The following is a 22,945-nucleotide window of genomic DNA, read 5'->3' on the forward strand; positions in this document are numbered from 1 at the left end:
TCCTGAACTAAATTTGGTTCGCCCCGCCGGAATCGGCCGGTGCGTTTTTCCCCTGCTTGCCTGCCCTGCCTAAGCGTTATCAGCCGCCCGTGCTTGGTCGGAGAAAGGGAAAGTCGTCGATCATAGCATGAAAATGCTCAAAGTGTGAGCGATGCGGCCGGATAGCGTTGTACCCGGCCCGCACCCGAGGGCCCGCCGGACCCCGCCCTACGCACCCAGATAGGCTTCCAGCACGCGGGGGTGGCCCAACAGTTCGCGTCCGGTGCCGGACAGCGCCAGGGCGCCGTTCTCCAGCACGTAGCCGTGGCCGGCGATCTTCAGCGCCTGCCGCACGTTCTGCTCCACCAGGAACAGCGTCAGGCCGTCCGCGTTGATGGCCCGCAGCGCGCGGAAGATTTCCTGCACGACAATCGGGGCCAGACCCATCGAAGGCTCGTCCAGCAGGAGCAGGCGCGGCTTGGCCATCAGGGCCCGGCCGATGGCCAGCATCTGCTGCTCGCCGCCCGACAGGTTGCCGGCGATGCCGTCCAGACGCTCCTTCAGGCGCGGGAACAGCGTGAACACGTAATCCAGGTCGGCGCCGGTATCGGCGCGGCCGCGCCGGTAGGCGCCGAGTTCCAGGTTCTCGCGCACCGTCATGGTGGTCAGGATGGCCCGGCCTTCGGGCACCTGCACGATGCCGCGGGCGACGATCTGGTGCGGAGCCAGGCGGCTGATGTCCTCGCCTTCGAACAGCACCGAGCCCCTGGCCTTGGGCAGCAGGCCGGACAAGGCCAGCAAGGTGGTCGACTTGCCGGCGCCGTTGGCGCCGACCAGGGCGGTGATTTCGCCCGACTGCAGCGCCATGTCGACGCCGCGCACCGCCTCGATGTGGCCGTAGTTGACTTCCAGGCCACGGATTTCCAGCATGGCGGTCATGCGCGCACCTCCGCGGCATCATCGTCGTCATCGCGGCCGAGATAGGCTTCGATGACTTGTTCATTGGTACGGATGGCCTCCGGCGGGCCGCTGGTGATGATCTTGCCGAAGTTCAGCACGGCGATGGTCTCGCACAGGCCCATGACGAAGCGCATGTCGTGCTCGATCATCAGGATCGTGTAGCCGCGTGCACGAATGGCCTCGATTTCGCGCATCAGCTCGGCGCGTTCGCCGGTGTTCATCCCGGCCACGGGTTCGTCCAGCAGCAGCAGGCGCGGCTCGGTGGCCAGCGCGCGCGCCAGTTCCAGGCGGCGCTGCTCGCCATAGGACAGATTGTCCGCCAGGTCGTTGGCCTTGTGGTCCAGGCGCATCCAGGACAGCAGCTCCAGGGCGCGTTCGCGCGCCCTGGCTTCATCGCGCCGGAAACCGGGCAGGCTGAGCAGCATGCCGGCCACGCCATAATGCATGTGGCGGTAGGCGCCGACGACGACGTTCTCCAGCAGCGTCATTTCCTTGAACAGGCGGATGTTCTGGAAAGTCCGGGCGATGCCCGCGCGCGTGATCTGGTGCGGCGCCATGCCCACCAGGCTCTGGCCGGCGAAGCGCACCTGGCCGCCGCTGGGCCGCAGCAGGCCGGTGATGATGTTGAAGACGGTCGTCTTGCCGGCGCCGTTGGGCCCGATCAGGCCGAAGATGGCGCCCTCGGGCACCTGGAGATTGACGTCCTGCAGTACATGCAGGCCGCCGAAACGCATCGAGATGGAGGACAGTTCAAGCATGGCGCCGCCCCCCCTTGCGCATCCAGCGCGCGAAACGGGCCGGATCCCAGATGCCTTGCGGCAGGAATAACACGATCAACACGAGTATCAATCCATTGGCGACCAGGCGGAAATCGCTGAAGCCGCGCAGCACTTCCGGCAGCAGGGTGATGATGGCGCTGCCCAGCAAGGGTCCGGGCAGGCCGCCGATGCCGCCCAGGATGGCCATCGTCAGGATTTCGACGCCGCGGTCGAAGCCGTATTCGTTCGGGCCGATGAAAAAAGTCAGGTGGGCGTTCAGCGCGCCGGCCAGGCCGGCGATGGCGCCGCCGATGATGAAGGCGAGCATCTTGTTGGCGCGCACGTTGATGCCCATCAGGCCGGCCGCGGTCTCGTCACCCCGTATGGCGTCGAATGCCCGTCCCAGCTTGGACACGCGCACGCGCCACAGCAGCAACAGGACGATCACCACCGCCAGCGCCACGTGCCACCACTGGGTCAATTGCGGAATACCGTTCAGGCCCAGCGCGCCGCCCGTCACCGACTCGGTGTTCAGCACCGTCACGCGCACCACTTCGCCGAAGCCCAGCGTGGCCATGGCCAGGTAGACGCCCGACAGCCGGATGGTAGGCAGGCCGATGATGGCGGCCACCAGTGCCGGCGCGGCCATGCCCCCGGCCAGCGCCACCGAAAACGGCGCGTCGTAGTTCATCGTCAGGATGGCCGCCGCATAGGCGCCGATGCCCATGAAAGCGGCGTTCGCCATGGCCAGCATGCCGCAGGCGAGCGTCAGCCATATCGACAATGCCAGCAGCGCGTTGGTGCCCAGGGTCAGCACCACATTGCCATAGATGGCCCAGAAACTATCGAATGCAGTCATGATCAATCAGGCCTTGCGTTGCACCACTTTGCCGAACAGGCCCTGGGGGCGCACCAGCAGGATCAGGAAGAGCAGGCCGAAGGCCACGGCGTCACGCATGGTGGAGCCGATGTAGGCGACGGACAGGACTTCGGCGAAGCCCAGGAACAGGCCGCCCAACATGGCGCCGCGGATATCGCCCATGCCGCCCAGGATGATCACCGCGATGCCCTTGTGCAGCATCGGCTGGCCCATCAGCGGGTACAGCGCGTTGGAATAGAGTCCGATCAGCAGTCCCGCGACGCCGCCCAGGCCGCCGGCCAGGAAAGAAGTCAGCAGGAACAGTTGTTCGACGTTGATGCCCAGCAGCCAGGCGGCCTTGGGCGATTCGGCGATGGCGCGCAGCGCGCGGCCGAACTGCGTGCGCCGCATGACCACCATCAACACCGCCATCAGCGCGAAGGACAGGAAGATGATGGCCAGTTCGATGGCCGTCACGTGGATGCCCGCGATGACCAGCGTGTCGTCGGGCACCACGCCCGGCGGAAAGCGCAGGTTGTTGGCGCCGTAGAGGCCCTGGATGCCGTTGTTCAGGACGATGCCCACGCCTATCGTGGCGATCATCGGTATCAGGTGCGGCGCGTTGCGCCGGCGCAGCGGCTTGAGCACCAGCCAATCGATCAGCGCGCCCAGGGCCCCCGCGACGATGAAGGTCAGGATCAGGGAAATCCACAGCGGAATGCCCAGCTTGGTGATGATGGACAAGGCGGCATAGGCGCCCACCATGAACACCGCGCCGTGCGACAGATTGATAATGCCGAGCACGCCGAAGACCAGCGTGAAGCCCAGGGCAAACAGGGCATACACGCAGCCCAGTGACAGGGCATTGACGAATTGTTGTTCCAACATACCGGGACTTCCGAATCGAAAACGCCCTGCGAGCCACGGCCGGCGCAGCCCGCAAGGCGTCGGAGGCGGCCGTCAGGCCGCGCTCGCATACAGGATTTACTTCTCGATGACGTACTTGCCGTTTTCCGTCTTGCTGACGATGGGCGCCTGCTCGGCGTCATAGCCCGCGGGCTTGCCGGCACGGTCCTTGGCCTGGCGGAACTTGAAGCCGCCGGTGGCGCCGGTCCACGTCACGTCGGGCAGCGCGTCGCGCAAGGCGGCGCGGTCGGCGGTCAGGTCACCCTTCAGCTGCACCTTCTTCAGCGCCTGGGACACGATGTACATGGCGTCGTACGCCTGCGCCGAGAACTGGTCGGGCGCGATGTTGTACTTGGCCTTGTAGGCGTCGATGAACTTGGTGTTTTCCGGGGTCTTGTTCTCGATGGACCAGGGGCTGCCGATCCACAGGTTGTTCGACGCCGTGCCGGGGGCCAGTTCGAAGATCTTGACCGAGTTCATGCCGTTGCCGCCGATCACCGGGACGTTCAGGCCCAGTTGGCGGGCCTGCACCATGATGGGACCGCCTTCGGCCAGCAGCGCGGACAGGACGATGGCGTCCGGATTCGTGCCCTTGATCTTGGTCAGCTGGGCCTTGAAGTCGACGTCGCCCTTGGCGAAGGTTTCCGTGGTGGTGACCGGGATCTTCAGGTCTTCCAGGGCCTTCTTGAAGTTGTCGTAGCCGCTCTTGGTGAAGACGTCGTCATTGCCGTACAGCACGGCGACATTCTTCAGGCCGACCTTGTTCTTGACGGTGGTCAGGGTGGCGGGCAGCACGTCGGCTTCGGTGACCGAGTTGCGGAAGACGTAGTTGCCGATGGACGTGATGCCGTCCGCGGTATTCGACGTGCCGAAGGCCACGGTCTTGGCGGCCTGGGCGATCGGATCGGCGGCCTGCGCGGAATTCGACAGCGTCGGGCCGAAGGTCATCAGGACCTTGTCCTGGAAGATCAATTTCTTGAAGACGTTGATCGCTTCTTCTTTCTTGCCCTGTTCGTCTTCGATGACCAGGGAGATCTTGTTGCCGTTGATGCCGCCCGCGGCGTTGATCTCGTCCGCGGCCAGTTGGAAACCGTTGCGGATCGAGATGCCGTACTGCGCGGCGCCGCCGGACAAGGCCTCGGCCACGCCCAGCTTGATGTCGGCCGCATGCGCGGCGGGCACGATGGCGCTGGCCACCACGGCGGCCAACAGGGAATATGTCGTCTTCATGGGAAAGCCTCTCTCTCGGGCGTTATGTATTTACGCGAGGGTCTGCGCCTCGCTGGATGAGCAGGCCCGCGCCGGGGGCCGGCGCGGGCAAGTCCGCCATTATTACTCGAATTGCCAGAGTTGTTGCGGGTTGCAACGCTTACGCACGGCAAAAGAGCGCAAATGGACCGCTTTCGTCGCGGCCTGGCCTCGGATCATTCCCCGGCGATGGCCATCTGCTCGATCAGGATGGAGCCGGTCGCCTTGGTGCCGCGGGCCATGACATCGGCCCCGACCGCGACGATTTGGCGGAACATGTCCTTCAGATTCCCGGCGATGGTGACTTCTTCCACCGCGTGTTGGATTTCACCGTCTTCCACCCAATAGCCGAAGGCGCCGCGCGAATAATCGCCGGTGACGTAGTTCACGCCCTGGCCGATCAGCTCCGTCACCATAAAACCCGTGCCCATCTTCCTGAGCATGGCCCGCAGGTCGTCGGACGGCGCCGTCAGCCGCGAACGCAGCGTCAGGTTGTGCGAGCCGCCGGCGTTGCCGGTGGTCTTCATGCCCAGCTTGCGGGCGGTGTAGGTGGACAGGAAATAGCCTTCCAGGACGCCGGCCTTGACCACGTCGCGGGCGCGGGTGACCACGCCTTCGTCGTCGAAGGGCGAGCTGCCCATGCCGCCGACGACGTGCGGATCCTCGGTGATATCGATGTGATCCGCGAAGATCGGCTGGCCCAGGCTGTCGACCAGGAAGCTGGCCTTGCGGTACAGGGCGCCGCCGTTCACGGCCTGGGTCAGCGCGCCCAGCAGGCCCAGGGCCAGCGGCGCTTCGAACAGCACGGGGAACTTGCCGGTGCGCACGCGGCGGGCGGACAGCCGCGACAGGGCCCGTTCGGCCGCATAGCGGCCGACGGCTTCCGGCTCGGCCAGATTGGCGGCGTCGCGCTCGCTGCTGTACCAGTAATCGCGCTGCATGCCGTTGCCGCGGCCGGCGATGGGCGCCACCGACAGGCTGTGGCGCGAGTACGGGTAGCCGCCCAGGAAGCCACGGGTGTTGCCCATGACGAACTGGCCTTCGAAGGTGCCGATGGAGGCGCCTTCCGTATTGGTGATGCGGGGATCGACCGCGCGCGCCGCGCGTTCCGCCCGCAAGGCCAGCTCGGCGGCTTCTTCGGTGCCTATCGTCCAGGGATAGTGCAGCTTCAGGTCGGGATAATCGCGCGCCAGCATGTCCTCGTCCGGCAGCCCGGCGGCGGGGTCTTCCGCCGTATGGCTGGCGATATGCCAGGCGGCTTCCACGGTTTCGCGCAGGGCGGCGTCCGAGAAATCCGAGGTGGACGCCGAGCCGCGGCGCTGTCCGGCGTAGACGGTGACGTCCAGCGACCGGTCGCGGGTCTGCTCCACCGTTTCGATGTCGTTCTTGCGCACCGACACCGACAGCCCCAGGCTTTCGGAGACTTCCGCGACGGCGTCGCTGGCGCCGACCTTGCGCGCATGGGCCAGGACGTTCTGCACCAGTTCGCTGAAACGCGCGTGGTTTTCGGCGACCGGCAGGGAGGAGGAATTGTTGACCATTGAAACTCGCTTGAGAGAGACGGGTATCATAGCCAAGTCCGCCAACCCGCTGTTCCCACAATGTCAGAAATAACCGAGCTGGCCGCCGAGTCCGGCGGCGACGAGGACGACGGCTACGATCGTCCCAGCAAATCCCAGGTCAAGCGCGAGATGCTCGCCCTGACCGACCTGGGCAAGCAATTGATCGCGCTTTCGCCGGAACGCCTGCGCCAGCTGCCCCTGGCCGAACGGCTGTACGACGCGATACGGGAAGCGCAGCGCACCACCAGCCGCGAAGGCCTGCGGCGCCAGACGCATTATGTCGGCAAGCTGATGCGGGACGCGCCCGCCGACGACATCCGCCGCCAGCTGGACACCTGGGAAAACGGGTCGCGCGAGGAAACCGCGGCCATGCACCGCCTGGAAAGCCTGCGCGACCGCTTGCTGGAAGACGACGATCTGCTGACGGATCTGCTGTCGCGCAATCCGGGTGCGGATGCCCAGCACCTGCGCACGCTGATCCGTGAAGCCCGCAAGGAAGCCCGCGCCAATGCCACCCTGGCCCAGGGCCAGGAGCCCAAGCGCAAGCATTACCGGGCGCTGTTCCAGGCCTTGAAAGCCCTGGAAATTTGAGGACCCCATGACCGCCACCCCTTCCGCGCTGCTCGACAGCATCGAGCTCGAAACCGGCCCCAATCCCAGCTATGCGGTGATCTGGCTGCACGGCCTGGGCGCCGATGGCAACGATTTCGCGCCCATCGTCCCGGAACTGCGCCTGCCCGCGACGCCGGCCGTCCGTTTCGTCTTTCCGCACGCGCCGGTGCAGCCCGTCACCATCAACGGCGGCATGCAAATGCGCTCCTGGTACGACATCCTGGTCATGGACCTGGTGCGCCGCGAGGACGCCGCCGGGATCCGCCAGTCCGAAGCGGCCGTGCGGGCCCTGATCGCGCGCGAAAACGCCCGCGGCATTCCGACGTCCCGCATCGTGCTGGCGGGCTTCTCGCAGGGCTGCGCCATGACCCTGCACACGGGCCTGCGGCTGCCGGAAAAGCTGGCCGGGATGATGGCCTTGTCGGGCTACCTGCCGCTGCTGGACCTGGCCGCGGCGGAACGGCAGTCCGCCAATGCGGACACCCCTATTTTCCTGGCGCATGGCGAATACGACCCGGTGGTGGATATCGCCCGCGCCACGGCGTCGCGCGACATGCTGCGCTCCCTGGGCCACGACGTGCGCTGGCACACCTATCCGATGCAGCATTCCGTCTGCGCCGAAGAAGTCGCCGACATGCGCGACTTCCTGCTGCAAGTGATCAAGTAGCGGGCTGCCCCACGCGGCCGGCCTGCGCGGCGCGGCCTGCGCGGCCCGGCCTACGCGGCCCGCCCCAGATCCAGCCATACCCGTCGCAGGGAGGGGTCGTCGGGATCGGGGTCGTTCTTCAGCCCCAGGCTGGTCATCAGGCGCAACATGGGCCGGTTGTCGGCCAGCACCAGGCCTTCGATGTATTCCAGGCCCTGTTCGCGGGCGGCGTCGATCAGCAGCGTCATCAATTGCCGCCCCAGGCCCCGCCCCTGCCAGGCATCCGCCACCACCAGCGCATATTCCGCGCCGCGCCCGTCGGGATTGCGCAGGTAGTGCGCCAGGCCGATCACCGCGTCGTGGCGATGGCCGCGATGCGCGGGATTGGGCAGTTCGGTGGTGGCGACCAGCGCCAGCTCGCGGTCGTAGTCCACCTGGGTATAGCGGGCCAGCATGCGCGGCGTCAGCTCGCGCATCATCGACACGAAGCGCATATAGCGCGAACGCTCCGACAGATCGCGGATGAAGGCCTGCAGGGAATCGGCGTCTTCCGGGCGGATGGGGCGCACCACCCAGGGCGTGCCGTCCTCGAAGCGCCGCACCTGCACCAGCCGCGCCGGATAGGGGTGGATGGCCATGTGCGGATAGCCGCCCAGGTGCAGGGAAGGCGTCGCCGGCTCCGCGGTCAGGGTCACGCGCAGGGAACGCGCGTACAGGCGGGCCTCGCCGGCATACAGCGGGTCGATGTCCAGCGCCTCGATGTCCGGTATATCGGTGATCAGCTCGGAAACCCGTACCAGCGCCTGCTGCAGAGTCTCGAAGGCCGCGATGCTCAGGCGATGCGCCAGCACCTTGCGCCACAGCCGGCTGCGCTCGATCAGTTGCTGGGCCAGGAATCCGTTCAGCGGCGGCAGGTCCATGCCGCGATCGGCGACGCCCAGCACCGCGTCCGGACCGCCCGCCGCGAAGCGGATGACCGGACCGAACCGGGCGTCGCGATGCACGCGTATGGCCATCGGACGCGACAGGGGCTCGAAAGCGCCGCTGGGCGTGGACTCGTTGATCGGCACCAGGCCGGCGGCCATCAGGTCGCGCGCTTCCGCCGGCGTCAGCGCGCGCCGGCCATCGCGCCGGGCGGCGTCGATGATCGCCTGGGCATCGGACAGGGCCGGCTGGGGCCCCTGCGGCAGCGGCGGCTGCGACTGCAGCAGCAACTGCTGGTTGTAGTAATGGGTGGATAGCACGCCGAAGGCATCGGCCGCCGACTCGGGCGTGCGAAAGGCGGACGTTCCGGCATCGTCCAGCATGCGCCGCAGGGGCCGCATGCCGGCATCGCCCATGAAGCAGGACACGATGGGCTTGCGCGCGCGCGGCGCGATCTGCGCCAGCCGTTCGGCCACCGCGCGCAGGTCCGCCAGGGCGTCGGGCGCCAGCAGCACCAGCACGCCGTCCACGCCGGGGTCGTCGATCAGCGCATCCAGGACAGCCTGGGTCATGTCGGGCGTCAGCGGCGCGTGGGTGATGACAGGATTGCCGACCGCCGACCCGGGCTCCAGCAGCGCTTCCAGCGCCTGCACGGTGCCCTGCGACAGTTCGGCGCGCGCGACCGCGGCGTCGGGGCCGATCAGGTCCAGCGCCAGCTGGCCCGGCCCGCTGCCGTTGGAAAACAGCGCCACCCGCCGCCCGCGCGGCCGGCGCGCATAGCCCAGCACCTTCAACGCCGAGAACAGCTGCACGAAGTAGCGCACCCGCACCGCGCCGGCGCGGCGCAGCACCGCGTCGAATACCGCATCGTCGTCGTCGCCGCGCCCGGCCTTGAGCACCACCACGGGCTTGGCGCTGGCGGCGGCCCGCAGCGCGCTGATGAAGGACCGCGCGGGCCCGACGTCTTCGAGATACAGGGCGATGCTGTCGGTGCGCGGATCGGTGGCCAGATAGTCCAGGACCGGCCCCAGGCCGACGATGGCTTCGTCGCCCAGCGCGATCGCGGTGGAAAAGCCGATATGCACGTCTTCGGCCCAGTCCATGACGGCGGCGATGATGGAGCGCGACTGCGCCACCAGCGCCACCCGGCCGTCGCGCGCCAGCGTCGGATGCTGGCTCAGGTTCAGGCCCGCGTACGGACGCTGCACGCCGAAGGCGCGCGGCCCCAGCAGCTTGCAGCGGTTTTCCTGCGCCCAGGCCTGGCACAGGGCCACCGTGCCGCGCGGATAAGGATCGGGCTGCTCGTGCGGCAGCGCGATGAGCGCGCGCGGCGCGCGCGGCGTCAGGCGGCGCAGCGTTTCGGCGAAGACCGATGGCGCGACACAGACCAGGGCGAGGTCCGGCCGCTCGTCCTCCGCCAGGCCGACCAGGGTTTCGGGAAGTTCGGGGGCGACGCCGGGCTCGCACGTCAGGCAGGTGGTGCGCGCGCGCAGGCGCGCCGGCAGCATCGCCGCGCCCGGCAAGGGCCGGTCCGCGATGATGAGCAGGGAACGCGGATCGAACAGAGAAGCCAGCGCGTGTCGAAGCATGGACGCCTACCCTATTCTAAAATGCCGCCATCGCGCAATATAACCGCCGGCCTTTTCAATGACACAAACCTCCAATTCCCGCGTCCGCACCCGTTTCGCTCCCTCGCCCACCGGCTACCTGCATCTGGGCGGCGCGCGCACGGCGCTTTTTTCCTGGGCGTTCGCCCGCCACCACGGCGGCACGTTCATCCTGCGCATCGAAGACACCGATGTCGAACGTTCGACGCCGGAGGCCGTCCAGGCCATCCTGGACAGCATGGACTGGCTGGGCATGCAGCCCGACGAAGGCCCGTTCTACCAGATGCGCCGCATGGACCGCTATCGCGAGGTCGTGGCGCAGATGCTGGCCGCCGGCACCGCCTACCACTGCTATTGCACGCCCGATGAAGTCGAGGCCATGCGCGAACGCGCGCGCGCCCAGGGCCTGAAGCCGCGCTACGACGGCACCTGGCGCCCGGAGCCGGGCAAGACCCTGCCGCCGATCCCGGAAGGCCGCCAGCCCGTGGTGCGCTTCAAGAATCCCTTGACCGGCGTCACCAGCTGGAACGATATGGTGAAGGGACCGATCAGCTTCGACAACGGCGAACTGGACGACCTGATCATCGCGCGGCCGGACGGCACGCCGACGTACAACTTCTGCGTGGTGGTGGACGATTGGGACATGGGCATCACGCACGTGCTGCGCGGCGACGACCACGTCAACAACACGCCGCGGCAGATCAACATCCTGCGCGCGCTGGGCGCCGAATTGCCGGAATATGGCCACGTGCCGATGATCCTGGGACCGGACGGCGAAAAACTGTCCAAGCGCCATGGCGCGGTCAGCGTCATGGAGTACGACAAGGACGGCTACCTGCCCGAGGCCATGATCAACTACCTGGCCCGCCTGGGCTGGAGCCACGGCGATGACGAACTCTTCACTCGCGAACAGCTGGTGGAATGGTTCGACACGCGCCACTTGTCGAAGTCGGCATCGCAATGGGATCCGAAAAAACTGAACTGGGTCAACGCCCATTACCTGCGCCAGTTGGCCGACGCCGAACTGGCCGCGCGGGTCGAGCCGCGGATCGCGAGCCGCGGCGGCGATCCGGCCGCCGCCGACCTGCCCGCCGTGATGGCGCTGCTGAAGGATCGCGCGGAAACGCTGGAACAGCTGGCCGACGGCGCGATGCTGTTCTGCGGTCCGTTCGAAGGCGCGCCGGCCGAGCTGGCGGCCCAGCACCTCACCGAGCCGGCGCGCGACGCACTGCGTGATTTCGCCACCGAAGCCAGCGGCGCGGAATGGACGAAGGACGCGCTGTCGGCCGCCATCAAGCGGGTATTGGCGGCGCGCGGCATCAAGATGCCGCAACTGGCCATTCCCTTGCGCGTGGCGGTCACCGGCCAGACGCAGACGCCGGCCATCGATGCGGTGCTGGCCCTGCTGGGCAGGGACAAGGTGCTGCAACGGCTGCAACGCGCCCTGGCCTGAAGGGCGCGGCGATTCCGCTCAGCGCAACACGTAGCCCTGCGGCATGCGGCGCGCCTTGAGGACCTCGCCGCCGGGTTTCTGGTCGCGCAACACCAGGGTGGAATTGTTGATGGTTTCCACCCGGTACCGGTTCGTATAGATCGGATCCGACAGATCGACGGGGTCGCCATTGGATTCCGTCGTCTGCATCGTGTACACGCCGTTGGAGAACGTCCAGCAACCCGTTTCATCCAGCCCGGGGCGCGCCTTGTTGCGTATTTTCAGCTGGGTCTGGTAGCGCATCTTTCCGTCCGGCGCCAGCACCAGCAGCGTCTGCTGCGTGCCGCCGACGCCTCGCGGCGTCGACACCGAATACCAGGTTCCCGCCAAGGCTTCGGCCCCCGCGCTGGCGGCGCAGGCAACGGGCTTGGGCGGCGGAGCCGGTTGGGCAGCCGGCGCGGGCACTTCCTTCTTCGTCGCGCAACCAGCCAGAATGAACGCGGCGCAGGCTACGCCAGCGAAACGCGAAAACGCACTGCTCATGAAATCCTCACAGACCACCGAGATGTCCACATTGCGCGGAATAAAAGGCTTCGGTGTGACATGTCGATTCTGAAGAGCGTGGCGGCAAGACGCAATGTCCAGGCTTGCGTGAGGCCCATGTGCCCCATGGTTTGTGCGAAGCGCGCAACATTGCGAGCGTGAATGTGCCCAATGTTCAACGCATGCCGGCTACTGTCGCGCATGCGCGGAAGCCGAGGCGGCCTCACGCAGCAGCGCCTCCATCGCCGCGGCGGCGGGAGACAGCGTCCGGCCGGCCAGCCGCGTGATGCCCAGCGAGCGCCCGATGCGCGGCCGACGCAGCGGCACGAACACCAGGTTGCGCGCATCGGGCGGTTTGCCCAGCTCGGCCAGCACCGTCACGCCCAGGCCGCGCTCCAGCATCGCGGTCAGCGACATCATGTGCGATACGAACAGCGGCGGATCCATCAGGAAGGCCGCCGCCCGGTGCCCGGCGAGCTGCCGGTGCCCGACGGTACCGATGAGCGGCAGCGGGGAGATCTCTTTCCACGTGACCCAGGCGCGGCCCGCGAGCGGGTGATCGTCGCGGCACACCAGGCCGAACTCATCCCGCCACATGGGCTCGAACACGAGACGCTTGTCGCGCAGCACCGGACTGCACACGCCCAGCTCCGCCTGGCCCGCCAGCACCATGCGTTCCACGCCTTCCGAATTGTCGTCGTAGAGCCGCATCGACACGCCCGGATGCGCGGCGCGGTAGCGGGCCACCAGATCGGGTATCCATAACCACGCGGCCGTGGCCACCGCCGCCAGCGTCAGCAGGCCGGTTTCGCTGCGCGCCAGGCCGCCCATGCTGAGGGCCACGCGGTCGTGATGGTCCACCAGCTCGCGCGCCAGCGGCAGGCAGGATTCGCCGAACCGCGTGAGCGTGACGCGCGCGCCGCGCTCGAACAGGGGCTGGCCCAGGCGCTGCTCCATCTCGCGGATGGACAGCGACAGGGCGGGCTGCGAACGGAACGCACGCGCCGCGGCGGCGCGGAAGCTGCGCAGTTCCGCCACCAGCAGGAAATGCCGATAGTGCGCGATCGAAAGGTCGGGAAGCTGGCTCATCGAGCGATTCCAGGTATTTGTCGGACTTATTATCGGATAGAAAAAATAAATTTTTCTCATCGCGCCGGCGGCCCTACCATTCGCCGCATGGACGCTACCGCGCTGCCCCCGGCCCTTCCCCAGCTTCCCGACTTCGACCTGGTCGACCGCTTGCCATCGCTGGCGGCGGGCGACGGCCGCCTGGTCCGCGCCGGCCGCGGCCGCCCCGGCATGCCCACGCTGCTGTTCGTTCCGGGCGCCTTTCATGGCGCGTGGTGTTATGCGGGCTATCTGGAATACTTCGCCGGCCTGGATATCGCCTGCGCCGCGCTGGATCTGCCAGGGCACGGGTGGCTGCCTCAAACCCCGGCCTTCCCTCGTTATGGCGTGCGCGACTTCGGCGACTGCGTCGCGCGGGCGATGGATCTGATCGACGGTCCGGTCGTCGTGGCCGGCCACAGCATGGGCGCCTTGCCCGCGCTGCACGCTGCCAGCCAGCGCAAGACGGCGGGCGTGGTGCTGATGGCGCCATCGCCGCCGGGCAATATTCCCGGCGCCCGGCCCATCGCGCCGGTGCCGGTGGGCATGAGCCGGCAACCGCCCGACCTGGACGGTGTCCGCCAGCGTTTCACCGGCGCCATGAGCCGGCAGGACATCACCACCGTCGCCGCCAGGCTGTGTCCGGAAAGCCCCGAGGCCATGAACGACCGCTACCTGCTGCGGCTGCATATCCCTCGGCAAGCCATCGACGCCCCGGGCCTGTGCCTGGAGGCCGGCAACGATGATCCCGATCGCCATCCGCCCGGCCAGGACAAGGCGGTGGCGGATTTCTATGGCTTCGAATACCGCCTGCTGCCGGCGTTGCAGCACTGCATGATGTATGCGCGCGGCTGGCAGGAAAGCGCGGCGGCGATACGCGAGTGGTACGAGCACCGTTTTCCACGATGAGCGCCCCGCAGGGCGCTCACTATATATATATAGAGACACAGGAAGACCGCGCATCGCGGCTTCCGCTACCCAAAGGGGGCTTACCTTGAAAAAACATACCAGGCTGTTCGCCGCGCTCCTGCTGTGCGGCGCATGGATGGCGACGCCGGCGACACCGGCCGCGCAGGCGGCGCAGTGGCCGGAGCGCACCGTCACGATCATCGTGCCCTCCGCCGCGGGCGGCGCCGCGGACCTGACCGCGCGCACCTTCGCCCAATACCTGGGCGCCAAGACCGGCCAGAGCGTCGTCGTGGAAGACCGGCCCGGCGCCGGCGGCATCGTCGGCACCAATTCGGTGAAGACCGCGACGGCCGATGGCTACACCTTCCTGCTGTCGACCAATTCCACCCAGGCCGCCAATCCCTACCTGTACAAATCCCTGCCCTACGATCCACTGAAGGACTTCCGCCAGGTGGGCATGCTGGGCACCTTCGGGTCGGTCGCGGTGGTCGCGCCGGGCAGCAATTTTCGCGACCTGCCGCAGCTGGTCGATTATGCGAAGCAGCACCCCGGCAAAGTGTTCTACGGCTACTACAGCTCGTCCTCCCAGGTGCCGTCCGCCCTGCTGAAGGCACGTGCCGACCTGCAGATCGACGGCGCCGCCTACAAGAACGTCACGCAGATCATCACCGACCTGCGCGGCGGACAGATCGATTTCGCGTTCGTCGACTACCTGACCGCCATGGGCCAGATCGACGGCAAGGGCCTGCGCGCCATCGCGGTGACGGGCGAGGCGGCCCATCCCGCCTGGCCGGACGTCCCGCCCATGTCCTCCTACTATCCCGGCTTCGTGGTGCTCGGCTGGCTGGGGCTGTCGGCGCCCGCCGGCACCCCCGACGCCGTGGTGCAGGCCATGAACCGCTACATGGCGCAGGCGGTGGACGACCCTGAAGTACGCGGCAAGCTGACCCGCCTGGGGCTGCAGCCCAAGCGCATGGACGCGGCGGAGTTCGACGGTTTCGTGCGCCGGGACGCCGAACGCTGGAAGCAATGGATCGCCACGGCGGGGATCACGCCGCAGTAGCCTGAGAGCCTCGGCGCCGCCCCTCGGCGCCCCCCCGGGCGGCCCTTCCCGGCCGCCCCGCATGCGACAATGGCGCTTTACGGAGCGGGCACTTCGCCGTCGGACCAGGTAACCCGAGCTCGATATACTTCGTAACAACTTAAAGAAGTATCGCGATACAAATCACGCTTGTAGCCAACCCCAACGACCACTAGAATTTGGCCTGGGGTCGGGGTTAGACACAACATCTAGTGGTTAAGGGCGCGGCCGGGGGCCTTTCCGGCCTATCTGCGTCCGCTGGTAACCGCCTTCCTTCCCCCCGGATTTCCAAATTCCCAGGCGCGGCCTCTGTCGCGCCTTTTCTACTACGCACAGGAGCTTCCATGCAGCAGACTTCGATCGCCTCTGTGACCCGGCCGAGCGCCGTGCCGCCTTCTGACAATACCCAACCCACACCTGCTTCCGGCCAATGGGCCGGTTACCAGATCATCCGGCGCAACGGCGCCGTCGTCGGTTTCGAACCCAGCAAAATCGCCATCGCGATGACCAAGGCCTTCCTGGCCGTGAACGGCGGGCAAGGCGCGGCCTCCGCCCGCGTGCGCGAGCTGGTCGACAACCTGACGCGCCAGGCGGTCAATGCCCTGCTGCGCAACCGCCCCAACGGCGGCACTTTCCATATCGAAGAAATCCAGGATCAGGTCGAACTGGCGCTGATGCGCTCGGGCGAGCATGACGTCGCGCGCGCCTACGTGCTGTATCGCGAGAAGCGTTCGCAGGAGCGCGCCGCCGCCGAACCCGCGAAGCCGGCCGCCGCCGCGCAAACCGATCACGTCATGAACGTGACCGACCAGGGCGTCAAGCGTCCGCTGGATCTGGCCACGCTGCGCGCGACCATCGAAGCCGCGGGTGAAGGGCTGTCCGACTACATCGACGCCGAGACCATCCTGAAGGAAACGGTCAAGAACCTGTACGACGGCATCCCGGTCGACGAAGTCTACAAGTCCGCCATCCTGTCGGCGCGCGCGCTGGTCGAAAAGGATCCGGCCTACAGCCAGGTCACCGCTCGCCTGCTGCTGCACACGATCCGCAAGGAAGTCCTGGGCGAAGAAGTTTCGCAAGCGCAGATGACGCAGCGCTACGCCGACTACTTCCCGACCTTCATCACGCGCGGCATCGAGGCCAGCCTGATCGACACCAAGCTGGCGCAATTCGATCTGCCGCGCCTGGCCGCCGCGCTGGACGCCAAGCGCGACCTGCAGTTCAGCTACCTGGGCCTGCAGACCCTGTACGACCGCTATTTCCTGCACATCCGCGGCCGCCGCATCGAGCTGCCGCAGGTGTTCTACATGCGCGTGGCCATGGGCCTGGCGCTGGGCGAAGCGCAAGCCGGCGTCGATCGCGAAGCGCGCGCCATCCAGTTCTACGAGATCCTGTCGTCGTTCGACTTCATGAGCTCCACGCCCACGCTGTTCAACTCGGGCACCCTGCATTCGCAGCTGTCGTCGTGCTACCTGACCACCGTCTCCGACGACCTGGAAGGCATCTACGACGCCATCAAGGAAAACGCGCTGCTGGCCAAATACGCCGGCGGCCTGGGCAACGACTGGACCCCGGTACGCGCCTTGCGTAGCCACATCAAAGGCACCAATGGCGAAAGCCAGGGCGTGGTCCCCTTCCTGAAGGTCGTCAACGACACCGCGGTGGCGGTGAACCAGGGGGGCAAGCGCAAGGGCGCCGTGTGCACCTACCTTGAAACGTGGCACCTCGACATTGAAGAATTCCTGGAACTGCGCAAGAACACCGGCGACGAGCGCCGCCGCACCCATGACATGAACACCGCGAACTGGATCCCCGATCTGTTCATGAAGCGCGTCATGGAAAATGGCGAGTGGACGCTGTTTTCGCCGTCCGATTGCCCCGACCTGCACGACAAGTACGGCCGCGAGTTCGAACAGGCCTACCTGGGCTACGAAGCGCGCGTGGCCAGCGGCGACCTGAAGCTCTACAAAAAGATGCCCGCCATCAATTTGTGGCGCAAGATGCTGTCCATGCTGTTCGAAACCGGCCACCCCTGGATCACGTTCAAGGATCCTTGCAACATCCGCTCGCCGCAGCAGCACGTCGGCGTGGTGCACAGCTCCAACCTGTGCACGGAAATCACGCTGAACACCAACGAAGAGGAAATCGCGGTGTGCAACCTGGGTTCGGTGAACCTGGTCGCGCACATGAAGCCCAGCGCCAACGGCGGCTACGAGCTCGACCTGGAAAAGCTGAAGCGCACGATCGGCGTCGCGATGCGCATGCTCGACAACGTCATCGACATCAACTACTACGCGGTCAAGAAGGCCAAGGACTCCAACCAGCGTCATCGCCCGGTGGGCCTGGGTATCATGGGCTTCCAGGATTGCCTGCACATGATGCGCGTGCCGTATGCGTCGCAAGCCGCTGTCGAATTCGCCGATCGTTCGATGGAAGCGGTGTGCTACTACGCGTATTGGGCCTCGAGCGAATTGGCCGAAGAGCGTGGCCACTATCCGACCTACAAGGGTTCACTGTGGGATCGCGGCATCCTTCCGCAAGACACGTTGAACCTGCTGCGTGAAGAACGCGGCGGCAGTGTCGATGTCGATATGTCGGCCGCATTGGATTGGGATGCGTTGCGTGCGCGCATCAAAGCGCACGGCATGCGTAACTCCAATTGCGTGGCAATTGCCCCAACCGCGACGATTTCCAATATCATTGGCGTATCTGCGTGCATCGAACCCACTTATCAGAATCTGTACGTGAAATCGAATCTCTCCGGCGAGTTCACGGTCGTTAACGAATACCTCGTCCGCGACTTGAAGAAACTCGGTCTCTGGGACGAAGTGATGGTGGCCGATCTGAAGTACTTCGACGGCAGCCTGTCCCGTATCGATCGCGTGCCCGCCGAACTCCGCGAAATCTACGCCACCGCGTTCGAAGTCGAACCGCGCTGGCTGGTGGAATGCGCGTCGCGTCGCCAGAAGTGGATCGATCAATCGCAGTCGCTGAATATCTATATGGCCGGCGCGTCGGGCAAGAAGCTCGACGAAACCTACAAGCTGGCATGGCTGCGCGGCCTGAAGACCACCTACTACCTGCGTACGCTGGGTGCCACCAGCGCGGAAAAATCCACCGGCCGCGGCGGCGAATTGAATGCCGTCGCGTCGGGCAGCCAACCCGGCACGGTGACGGCATCCGCCGCCCCCGTCCTGCCGGAACCTGAAATCGTCGGAGCGGTTTGCACCATGAGGCCGGGCGACCCCGGCTTCGAAGAGTGCGAAGCCTGCCAGTAATCGACCGCTCCGGAGAATTCACATCATGATCAATTGGGAAGACGACAACGTCGCACTGCAACCGGGCCAGCCCGCCGCCAAGCCGGCGGCCGGCATGTCCGTGCGCCCGTCGACGGGCGCCTTCGACGACGCCGCGCTGCCGGCCGCCGTGCCGGCGCAGGTCGCCGGCGTGCAGCCGGACGGCGCCGCCCAGCGCGTCAAGGTTGCCGACAAGCGCATCATCAACGGCCAGACCGACGTCAATCAGCTGGTTCCGTTCAAGTACAAGTGGGCCTGGGAAAAGTACCTGGCCACCTGCGCCAACCACTGGATGCCGCAGGAAATCAATATGTCGCGCGACATCGCGCTGTGGAAGAACCCCACCGGCCTGACCGAGGACGAGCGCCGCATCATCAAGCGCAACCTGGGCTTCTTCGTCACGGCCGATTCGCTCGCCGCCAACAATATCGTGCTGGGCACCTACCGGCACATCACGGCCCCCGAATGCCGCCAGTTCCTGCTGCGCCAGGCATTCGAGGAAGCGATCCATACCCACGCTTATCAATACATCGTCGAAAGCCTGGACCTGGACGAATCGGAAATCTTCAATGCCTATAACGAGGTTCCGTCCATCCGCGCCAAGGACGAGTTCCTGATCCCGTTCATCGACGCGATCGCGGACCCGAACTTCCACACCGGCACCCTGGAAGCCGATCAGAAACTGCTGAAGTCGCTGATCGTCTTCGCCTGCCTGATGGAAGGCCTGTTCTTTTATGTCGGGTTTACGCAGATCCTGGCACTGGGTCGCCAGAACAAGATGACCGGCGCCGCCGAACAGTACATGTACATCCTGCGCGATGAATCCATGCACTGCAATTTCGGCATCGACCTGATCAACACCATCAAGCTCGAGAATCCGCACCTCTGGACGCCCGAGTTCCGCGAAGAAATCCGTGCTCTGTTCGTCAAAGCCGTCGAACTGGAATACGCTTACGCCGAAGACACCATGCCGCGCGGTGTGCTGGGCCTGAATGCGCCGATGTTCAAGTCGTATCTGCGCTTCATCGCCAACCGCCGTTGCCAGCAGATCGGCCTGGAAGCGCTGTTCCCGCAGGAAGAAAATCCCTTCCCGTGGATGGCGGAAATGATCGACCTCAAGAAAGAGCGAAACTTTTTCGAAACTCGAGTCATCGAATATCAAACCGGAGGCACGCTGAGCTGGGAATGAACCGGTCCAGGGTGTCGGAAGCAACGTAGCGATAGGTGACGCGGATGGCCGCGTTGCCTGTCGGCGCCATTTGAAATGGCTCGCGCCAAAGGAGCGGGGGCCATATCAAATGGCAGTGCCGCATTCATTAGCGCACATCGAAGTAGCTGCAGCCTGTACGGAGCAGTGGTATGCGCCGATGAATAGCCCGGGCATCGTTCCGCCAGAAGGCGGGGCGGCGCACGGGTTTAAGTTCTGGGACCCCTGAACCTAAGGAGCAATGCCATGGCAACTGCCAAGAAGGCCGCCAAGAAGGCGGTTAAGAAAGCCACAGCCAAAAAAGCTGTGAAGAAGGCCCCGGCCAAGAAAGCCGCGGTGAAGAAGACCGCGGTCAAGAAGGTCGCCGCCAAGAAGGTCGTCAAGAAAGTCGCTGCCAAGAAAGTAGCGAAGAAGGCCGTCAAGAAGGCACCGGCCAAGAAAGTAGCAAAGAAGGCGGTCAAGAAGGTTGCTGCCAAAAAGGCCCCGGCCAAGAAAGCCGCGACCAAGAAAGTAGCAACCAAGAAGGTCGCCAAGAAGGCTGCCAAGAAAGCGCCCGCCAAGAAAGCGGCCGCCAAAAAGGCGCCTGCGAAAAAGGCGGCTGCCAAGAAGCCTGCTGCCAAAAAGCCTGCCGCAAAGAAGGCTGCCGCCAAGAAGCCGGCCACGCCGCCTTCGACCGCTGCCGCCCCGGGCGCGAAGACCGCGCTGAATCCGGCGGCGTCGTGGCCCTTCCCGACGGGTGGCCGTCCCTAAGGTACCTGCGGGCCATACGGTCCATATGGATCGTACGGTCCGCCAGGTCCTTGGCGCAGCACCGTAGTACCGAAGCCGCCTGGCCTGGCCAGGCGGCTTTTTAACGCCCGCGACTCAGGTCACGACATCATGCGACAATTGGCCTGCCGTAAGACCCCTTTCATATTTCTTTCCAACAAAGCAGGCGGCCATGTTCGGCGATATCTCCCGTTTTTTGCTTGATACGCTCTTCACGCTTTTCGGCGGCGCGCTGATCGCGCGGGCCTGGATGCACGCGGTGCGCATGCATCCCTTCAATCCCATCGCGCGGTTCATTTACCAGGTCACCAACTGGCTGGTGAACCCTTTGCGGCGCATCCTGCCGTCGCGCGGCGCCGTGGACTGGGCGGCACTGGTCGCGGCGTGGTTGACGGCGCTGGTCTACCTGCTGCTGATGTGGGTGACGTCGCTGGGGATGATCATCCCGCTATCCGCGCTGCCGATGGCGCTGGGGATTTCCTTCCTGACGGTGGTCAAGTGGGTGTTCAACCTGATCGTCTGGGTGACGCTGGCGCAGGCCATCCTGTCGTGGGTGAACCCGGGCGCGCCGTTGATGCCGGTACTGCAAGCCATGACGGATCCGCTGCTCGATCCGATCCGCCGCATCCTGCCGCGCACGCCCATCGACTTTTCGCCGCTGGTCCTGCTGGTGCTGGCGCAGGTGGCGCTGATGGTGATTACGCGCGTCACCTACGGCGCCTTCGGGCTCTAGGCTATATCGGCTGCGACTATGTCAAAGCGGACCCGCGAGCCGGGTCCGTTGATCGTTCGCAAAGGCGCGGCATGCATGCCGCGCCTTGTCTTTACATCGGCGTGATGCGGGTCGGGCCGTTGCCGCTGATGACCTGCACACGCTGGCCCACGCTGATGGGCACATCGGCTTCCTGCGTCACGACGCGGGTTTCGCCGTTATCCAGGCGTACGGTGATTTCCAGGCCGGACGTCGTGCCGACACGGTTTTCCACCATATTGCCCGCCAACGCGCCCAGGATGGCGCCGCCCACGGTGGCGATGGTGCGGCCGCTGCCGCCGCCGATCGCGTTACCGGCCACGCCGCCCAGCGCGCCGCCGGCGAGCAGGCCGGCGCCGCTGGACTTGTCGTTCTGGATAGTGACCGGACGCACGCCGGTGACCACGCCGGTGCGGACGATCTGTTCGCGCTGGGCCTGGTCATAGCTGTAGACGGCGCTGGAGGCGCTGCGATTGGCGCAGCCCGACACCAACGCGACGGACATGGCGACCGCGCCGATAGCGACCCAACGAGCCGTGCGCGAGCCGCGAACCCGCGCGAGACTGTAGGAAACGGAAGGAACGGTATTGTTCATAATAGTGCGGGCTCCTGTTCGGTATATACCAGCGTTACGGATGATACTCCCCGCCCCTGGGGCAAGACTGCCGAAATTACGCAGCGGGAAATACGTTGCAACGTCTGTTTTAGCTTAGTCCGTCGCGACGTCCGCAAGTTTCAGGCCGCGCCACTTTTCACGATTTTTCATTGTTGCGGCGCGACGCCCGATCCCCGGAGAGGATGGGCGGCGGGAAAATCCGCGAACGGCCGCCGTCATCCTCGGGTGCCGACGGATCAGAGCTGCACGCCGTACGCTTGTTGCAGCAACTTACCAATTTCGTCGCGCGTGGGCTGGTGATTCTGCGGACCGCGCGACGCGATCTTGATGGCGCCCATGACGTTCGCCAGCTTGCAGCTGTCCAGCCAGCTCCAGCCGCTGGTCAGTCCATACAGCAGGCCGGCCCGATGCGCGTCGCCGCAGCCGGTGGGGTCCACGACGGCTTGCGCGCGTACCGGCTCGATCCTGTGCTCCGCGCCTTCCGTCCACAGGGAAGCGCCGTCCGCGCCGCGCGTCACCACGACGGCACGCAGGCCGCGGGCCAGTTCGGCGATCGTCTTGCCGGTGCGCTGCTCCACGATGCTGGCTTCATAGTCGTTGACCGTCAACGCCTGCGCCATGCCCAGCATGCGCTGCAGATCCGCGCCGTCGAACAGCGGCATCGCCTGGCCCAGGTCGAAGATGAAAGGAATGCCGGCCGCCTTCAGGCGTTCCGCGTGGGCGAACATGCCTTCCTTGGCGTCGGGCGCGACGATGGCCCATTGCGCCGGCGTGCCGCCCAGGTCGTTTTGCGCCGAGAACGACATCGCGCCCGGGTGAAACGCCGCGATCTGGTTGTCTTCCAGATCGGTGGTGATGAAGCACTGCGCCGTGAAGGTCTGGGGGATGACCTTGACCAGATGGGTGTCGATGCCCAGGCCCGACAGGCGCTGCAGATAGTCGCCAGCGTCCTCGCCGACGGTGGCCACCGGCACCGGATTGCCGCCCAGCAGCTTGAGGTTGTAGGCAATGTTGCCCGAGCATCCGCCGAATTCCTTGCGCATCGAAGGCGTCAGGAACGAAACGCTGAGCGCGTGGATGCGGTCGGGCAGGATGTGTTCCTTGAAGCGGCCTTCGAACACGGCGATGGTGTCGAACGCCATGGAACCGCACACCAGAACCGGAGCTGCCATGA

The 22,945-nt window shown here is 65.9% G+C and carries 20 protein-coding genes; 9 read left to right on the plus strand and 11 right to left on the minus strand.

The genetic code is table 11. The features are described from left to right. Positions 1-207: 207 nt before the first annotated feature. The 6 genes from CAL26_RS23745 to pmbA form a co-directional block, all read right to left on the minus strand. Positions 208-918, minus strand: coding sequence for an ABC transporter ATP-binding protein (locus tag CAL26_RS23745; protein ID WP_094849139.1), 711 nt, complete (start codon positions 916-918; stop codon positions 208-210). Further along, positions 915-1,697: an ABC transporter ATP-binding protein gene (locus CAL26_RS23750; protein ID WP_094849140.1), complete on the minus strand. Its 783-nt coding sequence runs from the start codon at positions 1,695-1,697 to the stop codon at positions 915-917. The genes CAL26_RS23745 and CAL26_RS23750 overlap by 4 nt, the downstream gene beginning before the upstream one ends. Continuing rightward, positions 1,690-2,556 (minus strand): branched-chain amino acid ABC transporter permease, encoded by an 867-nt coding sequence (locus tag CAL26_RS23755; protein WP_094850052.1) that lies wholly within the window; start codon positions 2,554-2,556, stop codon positions 1,690-1,692. The genes CAL26_RS23750 and CAL26_RS23755 overlap by 8 nt, the downstream gene beginning before the upstream one ends. A gap of 6 nt (positions 2,557-2,562) precedes the next feature. Further along, the gene (locus CAL26_RS23760; RefSeq protein ID WP_086067030.1) at positions 2,563-3,444 is read right to left on the minus strand and encodes a branched-chain amino acid ABC transporter permease; all 882 of its coding nucleotides are present in this window, start codon (positions 3,442-3,444) and stop codon (positions 2,563-2,565) included. A gap of 96 nt (positions 3,445-3,540) precedes the next feature. Continuing rightward, positions 3,541-4,692, minus strand: a complete 1,152-nt coding sequence (locus CAL26_RS23765) for an ABC transporter substrate-binding protein (RefSeq protein WP_094849141.1) — start codon at positions 4,690-4,692, stop codon at positions 3,541-3,543. 194 nt (positions 4,693-4,886) lie between these two features. Further along, complete coding sequence (gene pmbA / locus CAL26_RS23770; protein WP_094849142.1) at positions 4,887-6,251, minus strand: metalloprotease PmbA; 1,365 nt, start codon at positions 6,249-6,251, stop codon at positions 4,887-4,889. A 60-nt stretch (positions 6,252-6,311) separates the two neighbouring features. Here pmbA and yjgA point away from each other — a divergent pair, with 60 nt between their 5' ends. Next, the gene (gene yjgA / locus CAL26_RS23775; RefSeq protein ID WP_094849143.1) at positions 6,312-6,863 is read left to right on the plus strand and encodes a ribosome biogenesis factor YjgA; all 552 of its coding nucleotides are present in this window, start codon (positions 6,312-6,314) and stop codon (positions 6,861-6,863) included. Between the two features lie 7 nt (positions 6,864-6,870). After that, the gene (locus CAL26_RS23780; RefSeq protein ID WP_094849144.1) at positions 6,871-7,551 is read left to right on the plus strand and encodes an alpha/beta hydrolase; all 681 of its coding nucleotides are present in this window, start codon (positions 6,871-6,873) and stop codon (positions 7,549-7,551) included. Between the two features lie 50 nt (positions 7,552-7,601). Here the strand turns inward: CAL26_RS23780 and CAL26_RS23785 are convergent, their stop codons facing one another. Continuing rightward, positions 7,602-10,043 (minus strand): bifunctional acetate--CoA ligase family protein/GNAT family N-acetyltransferase, encoded by a 2,442-nt coding sequence (locus CAL26_RS23785; RefSeq protein ID WP_094849145.1) that lies wholly within the window; start codon positions 10,041-10,043, stop codon positions 7,602-7,604. 58 nt (positions 10,044-10,101) lie between these two features. Here CAL26_RS23785 and gltX point away from each other — a divergent pair, with 58 nt between their 5' ends. Then, on the plus strand, positions 10,102-11,514 hold the full coding sequence (gltX, locus tag CAL26_RS23790; protein WP_094849146.1) for a glutamate--tRNA ligase: 1,413 nt from the start codon (positions 10,102-10,104) through the stop codon (positions 11,512-11,514). An 18-nt stretch (positions 11,515-11,532) separates the two neighbouring features. Here the strand turns inward: gltX and CAL26_RS23795 are convergent, their stop codons facing one another. Together CAL26_RS23795 and CAL26_RS23800 are read right to left on the minus strand one after the other, a co-directional pair. Next, complete coding sequence (locus CAL26_RS23795) at positions 11,533-12,036, minus strand: hypothetical protein (protein ID WP_094849147.1); 504 nt, start codon at positions 12,034-12,036, stop codon at positions 11,533-11,535. A gap of 189 nt (positions 12,037-12,225) precedes the next feature. Beyond that, a complete protein-coding gene (locus CAL26_RS23800; RefSeq protein WP_094849148.1) occupies positions 12,226-13,125 on the minus strand; it encodes a LysR substrate-binding domain-containing protein in 900 nt (299 codons plus the stop codon). Positions 13,126-13,212: 87 nt separating this feature from the next. Here CAL26_RS23800 and CAL26_RS23805 point away from each other — a divergent pair, with 87 nt between their 5' ends. From CAL26_RS23805 to CAL26_RS23830, 6 genes are all read left to right on the plus strand, one after another. Beyond that, on the plus strand, positions 13,213-14,052 hold the full coding sequence (locus CAL26_RS23805; RefSeq protein ID WP_094849149.1) for an alpha/beta hydrolase: 840 nt from the start codon (positions 13,213-13,215) through the stop codon (positions 14,050-14,052). A 136-nt stretch (positions 14,053-14,188) separates the two neighbouring features. Next, positions 14,189-15,115, plus strand: coding sequence for a Bug family tripartite tricarboxylate transporter substrate binding protein (locus tag CAL26_RS23810; RefSeq protein ID WP_094850053.1), 927 nt, complete (start codon positions 14,189-14,191; stop codon positions 15,113-15,115). A gap of 362 nt (positions 15,116-15,477) precedes the next feature. After that, a complete protein-coding gene (locus tag CAL26_RS23815; protein WP_094849150.1) occupies positions 15,478-18,411 on the plus strand; it encodes a ribonucleoside-diphosphate reductase subunit alpha in 2,934 nt (977 codons plus the stop codon). Between the two features lie 25 nt (positions 18,412-18,436). Further along, on the plus strand, positions 18,437-19,618 hold the full coding sequence (locus tag CAL26_RS23820) for a ribonucleotide-diphosphate reductase subunit beta (protein WP_094849151.1): 1,182 nt from the start codon (positions 18,437-18,439) through the stop codon (positions 19,616-19,618). A gap of 264 nt (positions 19,619-19,882) precedes the next feature. Further along, a complete protein-coding gene (locus CAL26_RS23825; RefSeq protein ID WP_094849152.1) occupies positions 19,883-20,386 on the plus strand; it encodes a histone H1-like DNA-binding protein in 504 nt (167 codons plus the stop codon). A 190-nt stretch (positions 20,387-20,576) separates the two neighbouring features. After that, positions 20,577-21,137: a YggT family protein gene (locus CAL26_RS23830; protein ID WP_094849153.1), complete on the plus strand. Its 561-nt coding sequence runs from the start codon at positions 20,577-20,579 to the stop codon at positions 21,135-21,137. A 91-nt stretch (positions 21,138-21,228) separates the two neighbouring features. Here the strand turns inward: CAL26_RS23830 and CAL26_RS23835 are convergent, their stop codons facing one another. Continuing rightward, positions 21,229-21,660 (minus strand): outer membrane lipoprotein, encoded by a 432-nt coding sequence (locus CAL26_RS23835; RefSeq protein WP_373454503.1) that lies wholly within the window; start codon positions 21,658-21,660, stop codon positions 21,229-21,231. Positions 21,661-22,007: 347 nt separating this feature from the next. After that, entirely contained in the window at positions 22,008-22,943 is a 936-nt protein-coding gene (locus tag CAL26_RS23840) for a carbohydrate kinase family protein (protein WP_094849154.1), read from the minus strand. Positions 22,944-22,945: the final 2 nt, after the last annotated feature.

Origin of the sequence: Bordetella genomosp. 9, from assembly GCF_002261425.1 — a bacterium.
Classification (GTDB): Bacteria; Pseudomonadota; Gammaproteobacteria; order Burkholderiales; family Burkholderiaceae_B; genus Bordetella_C.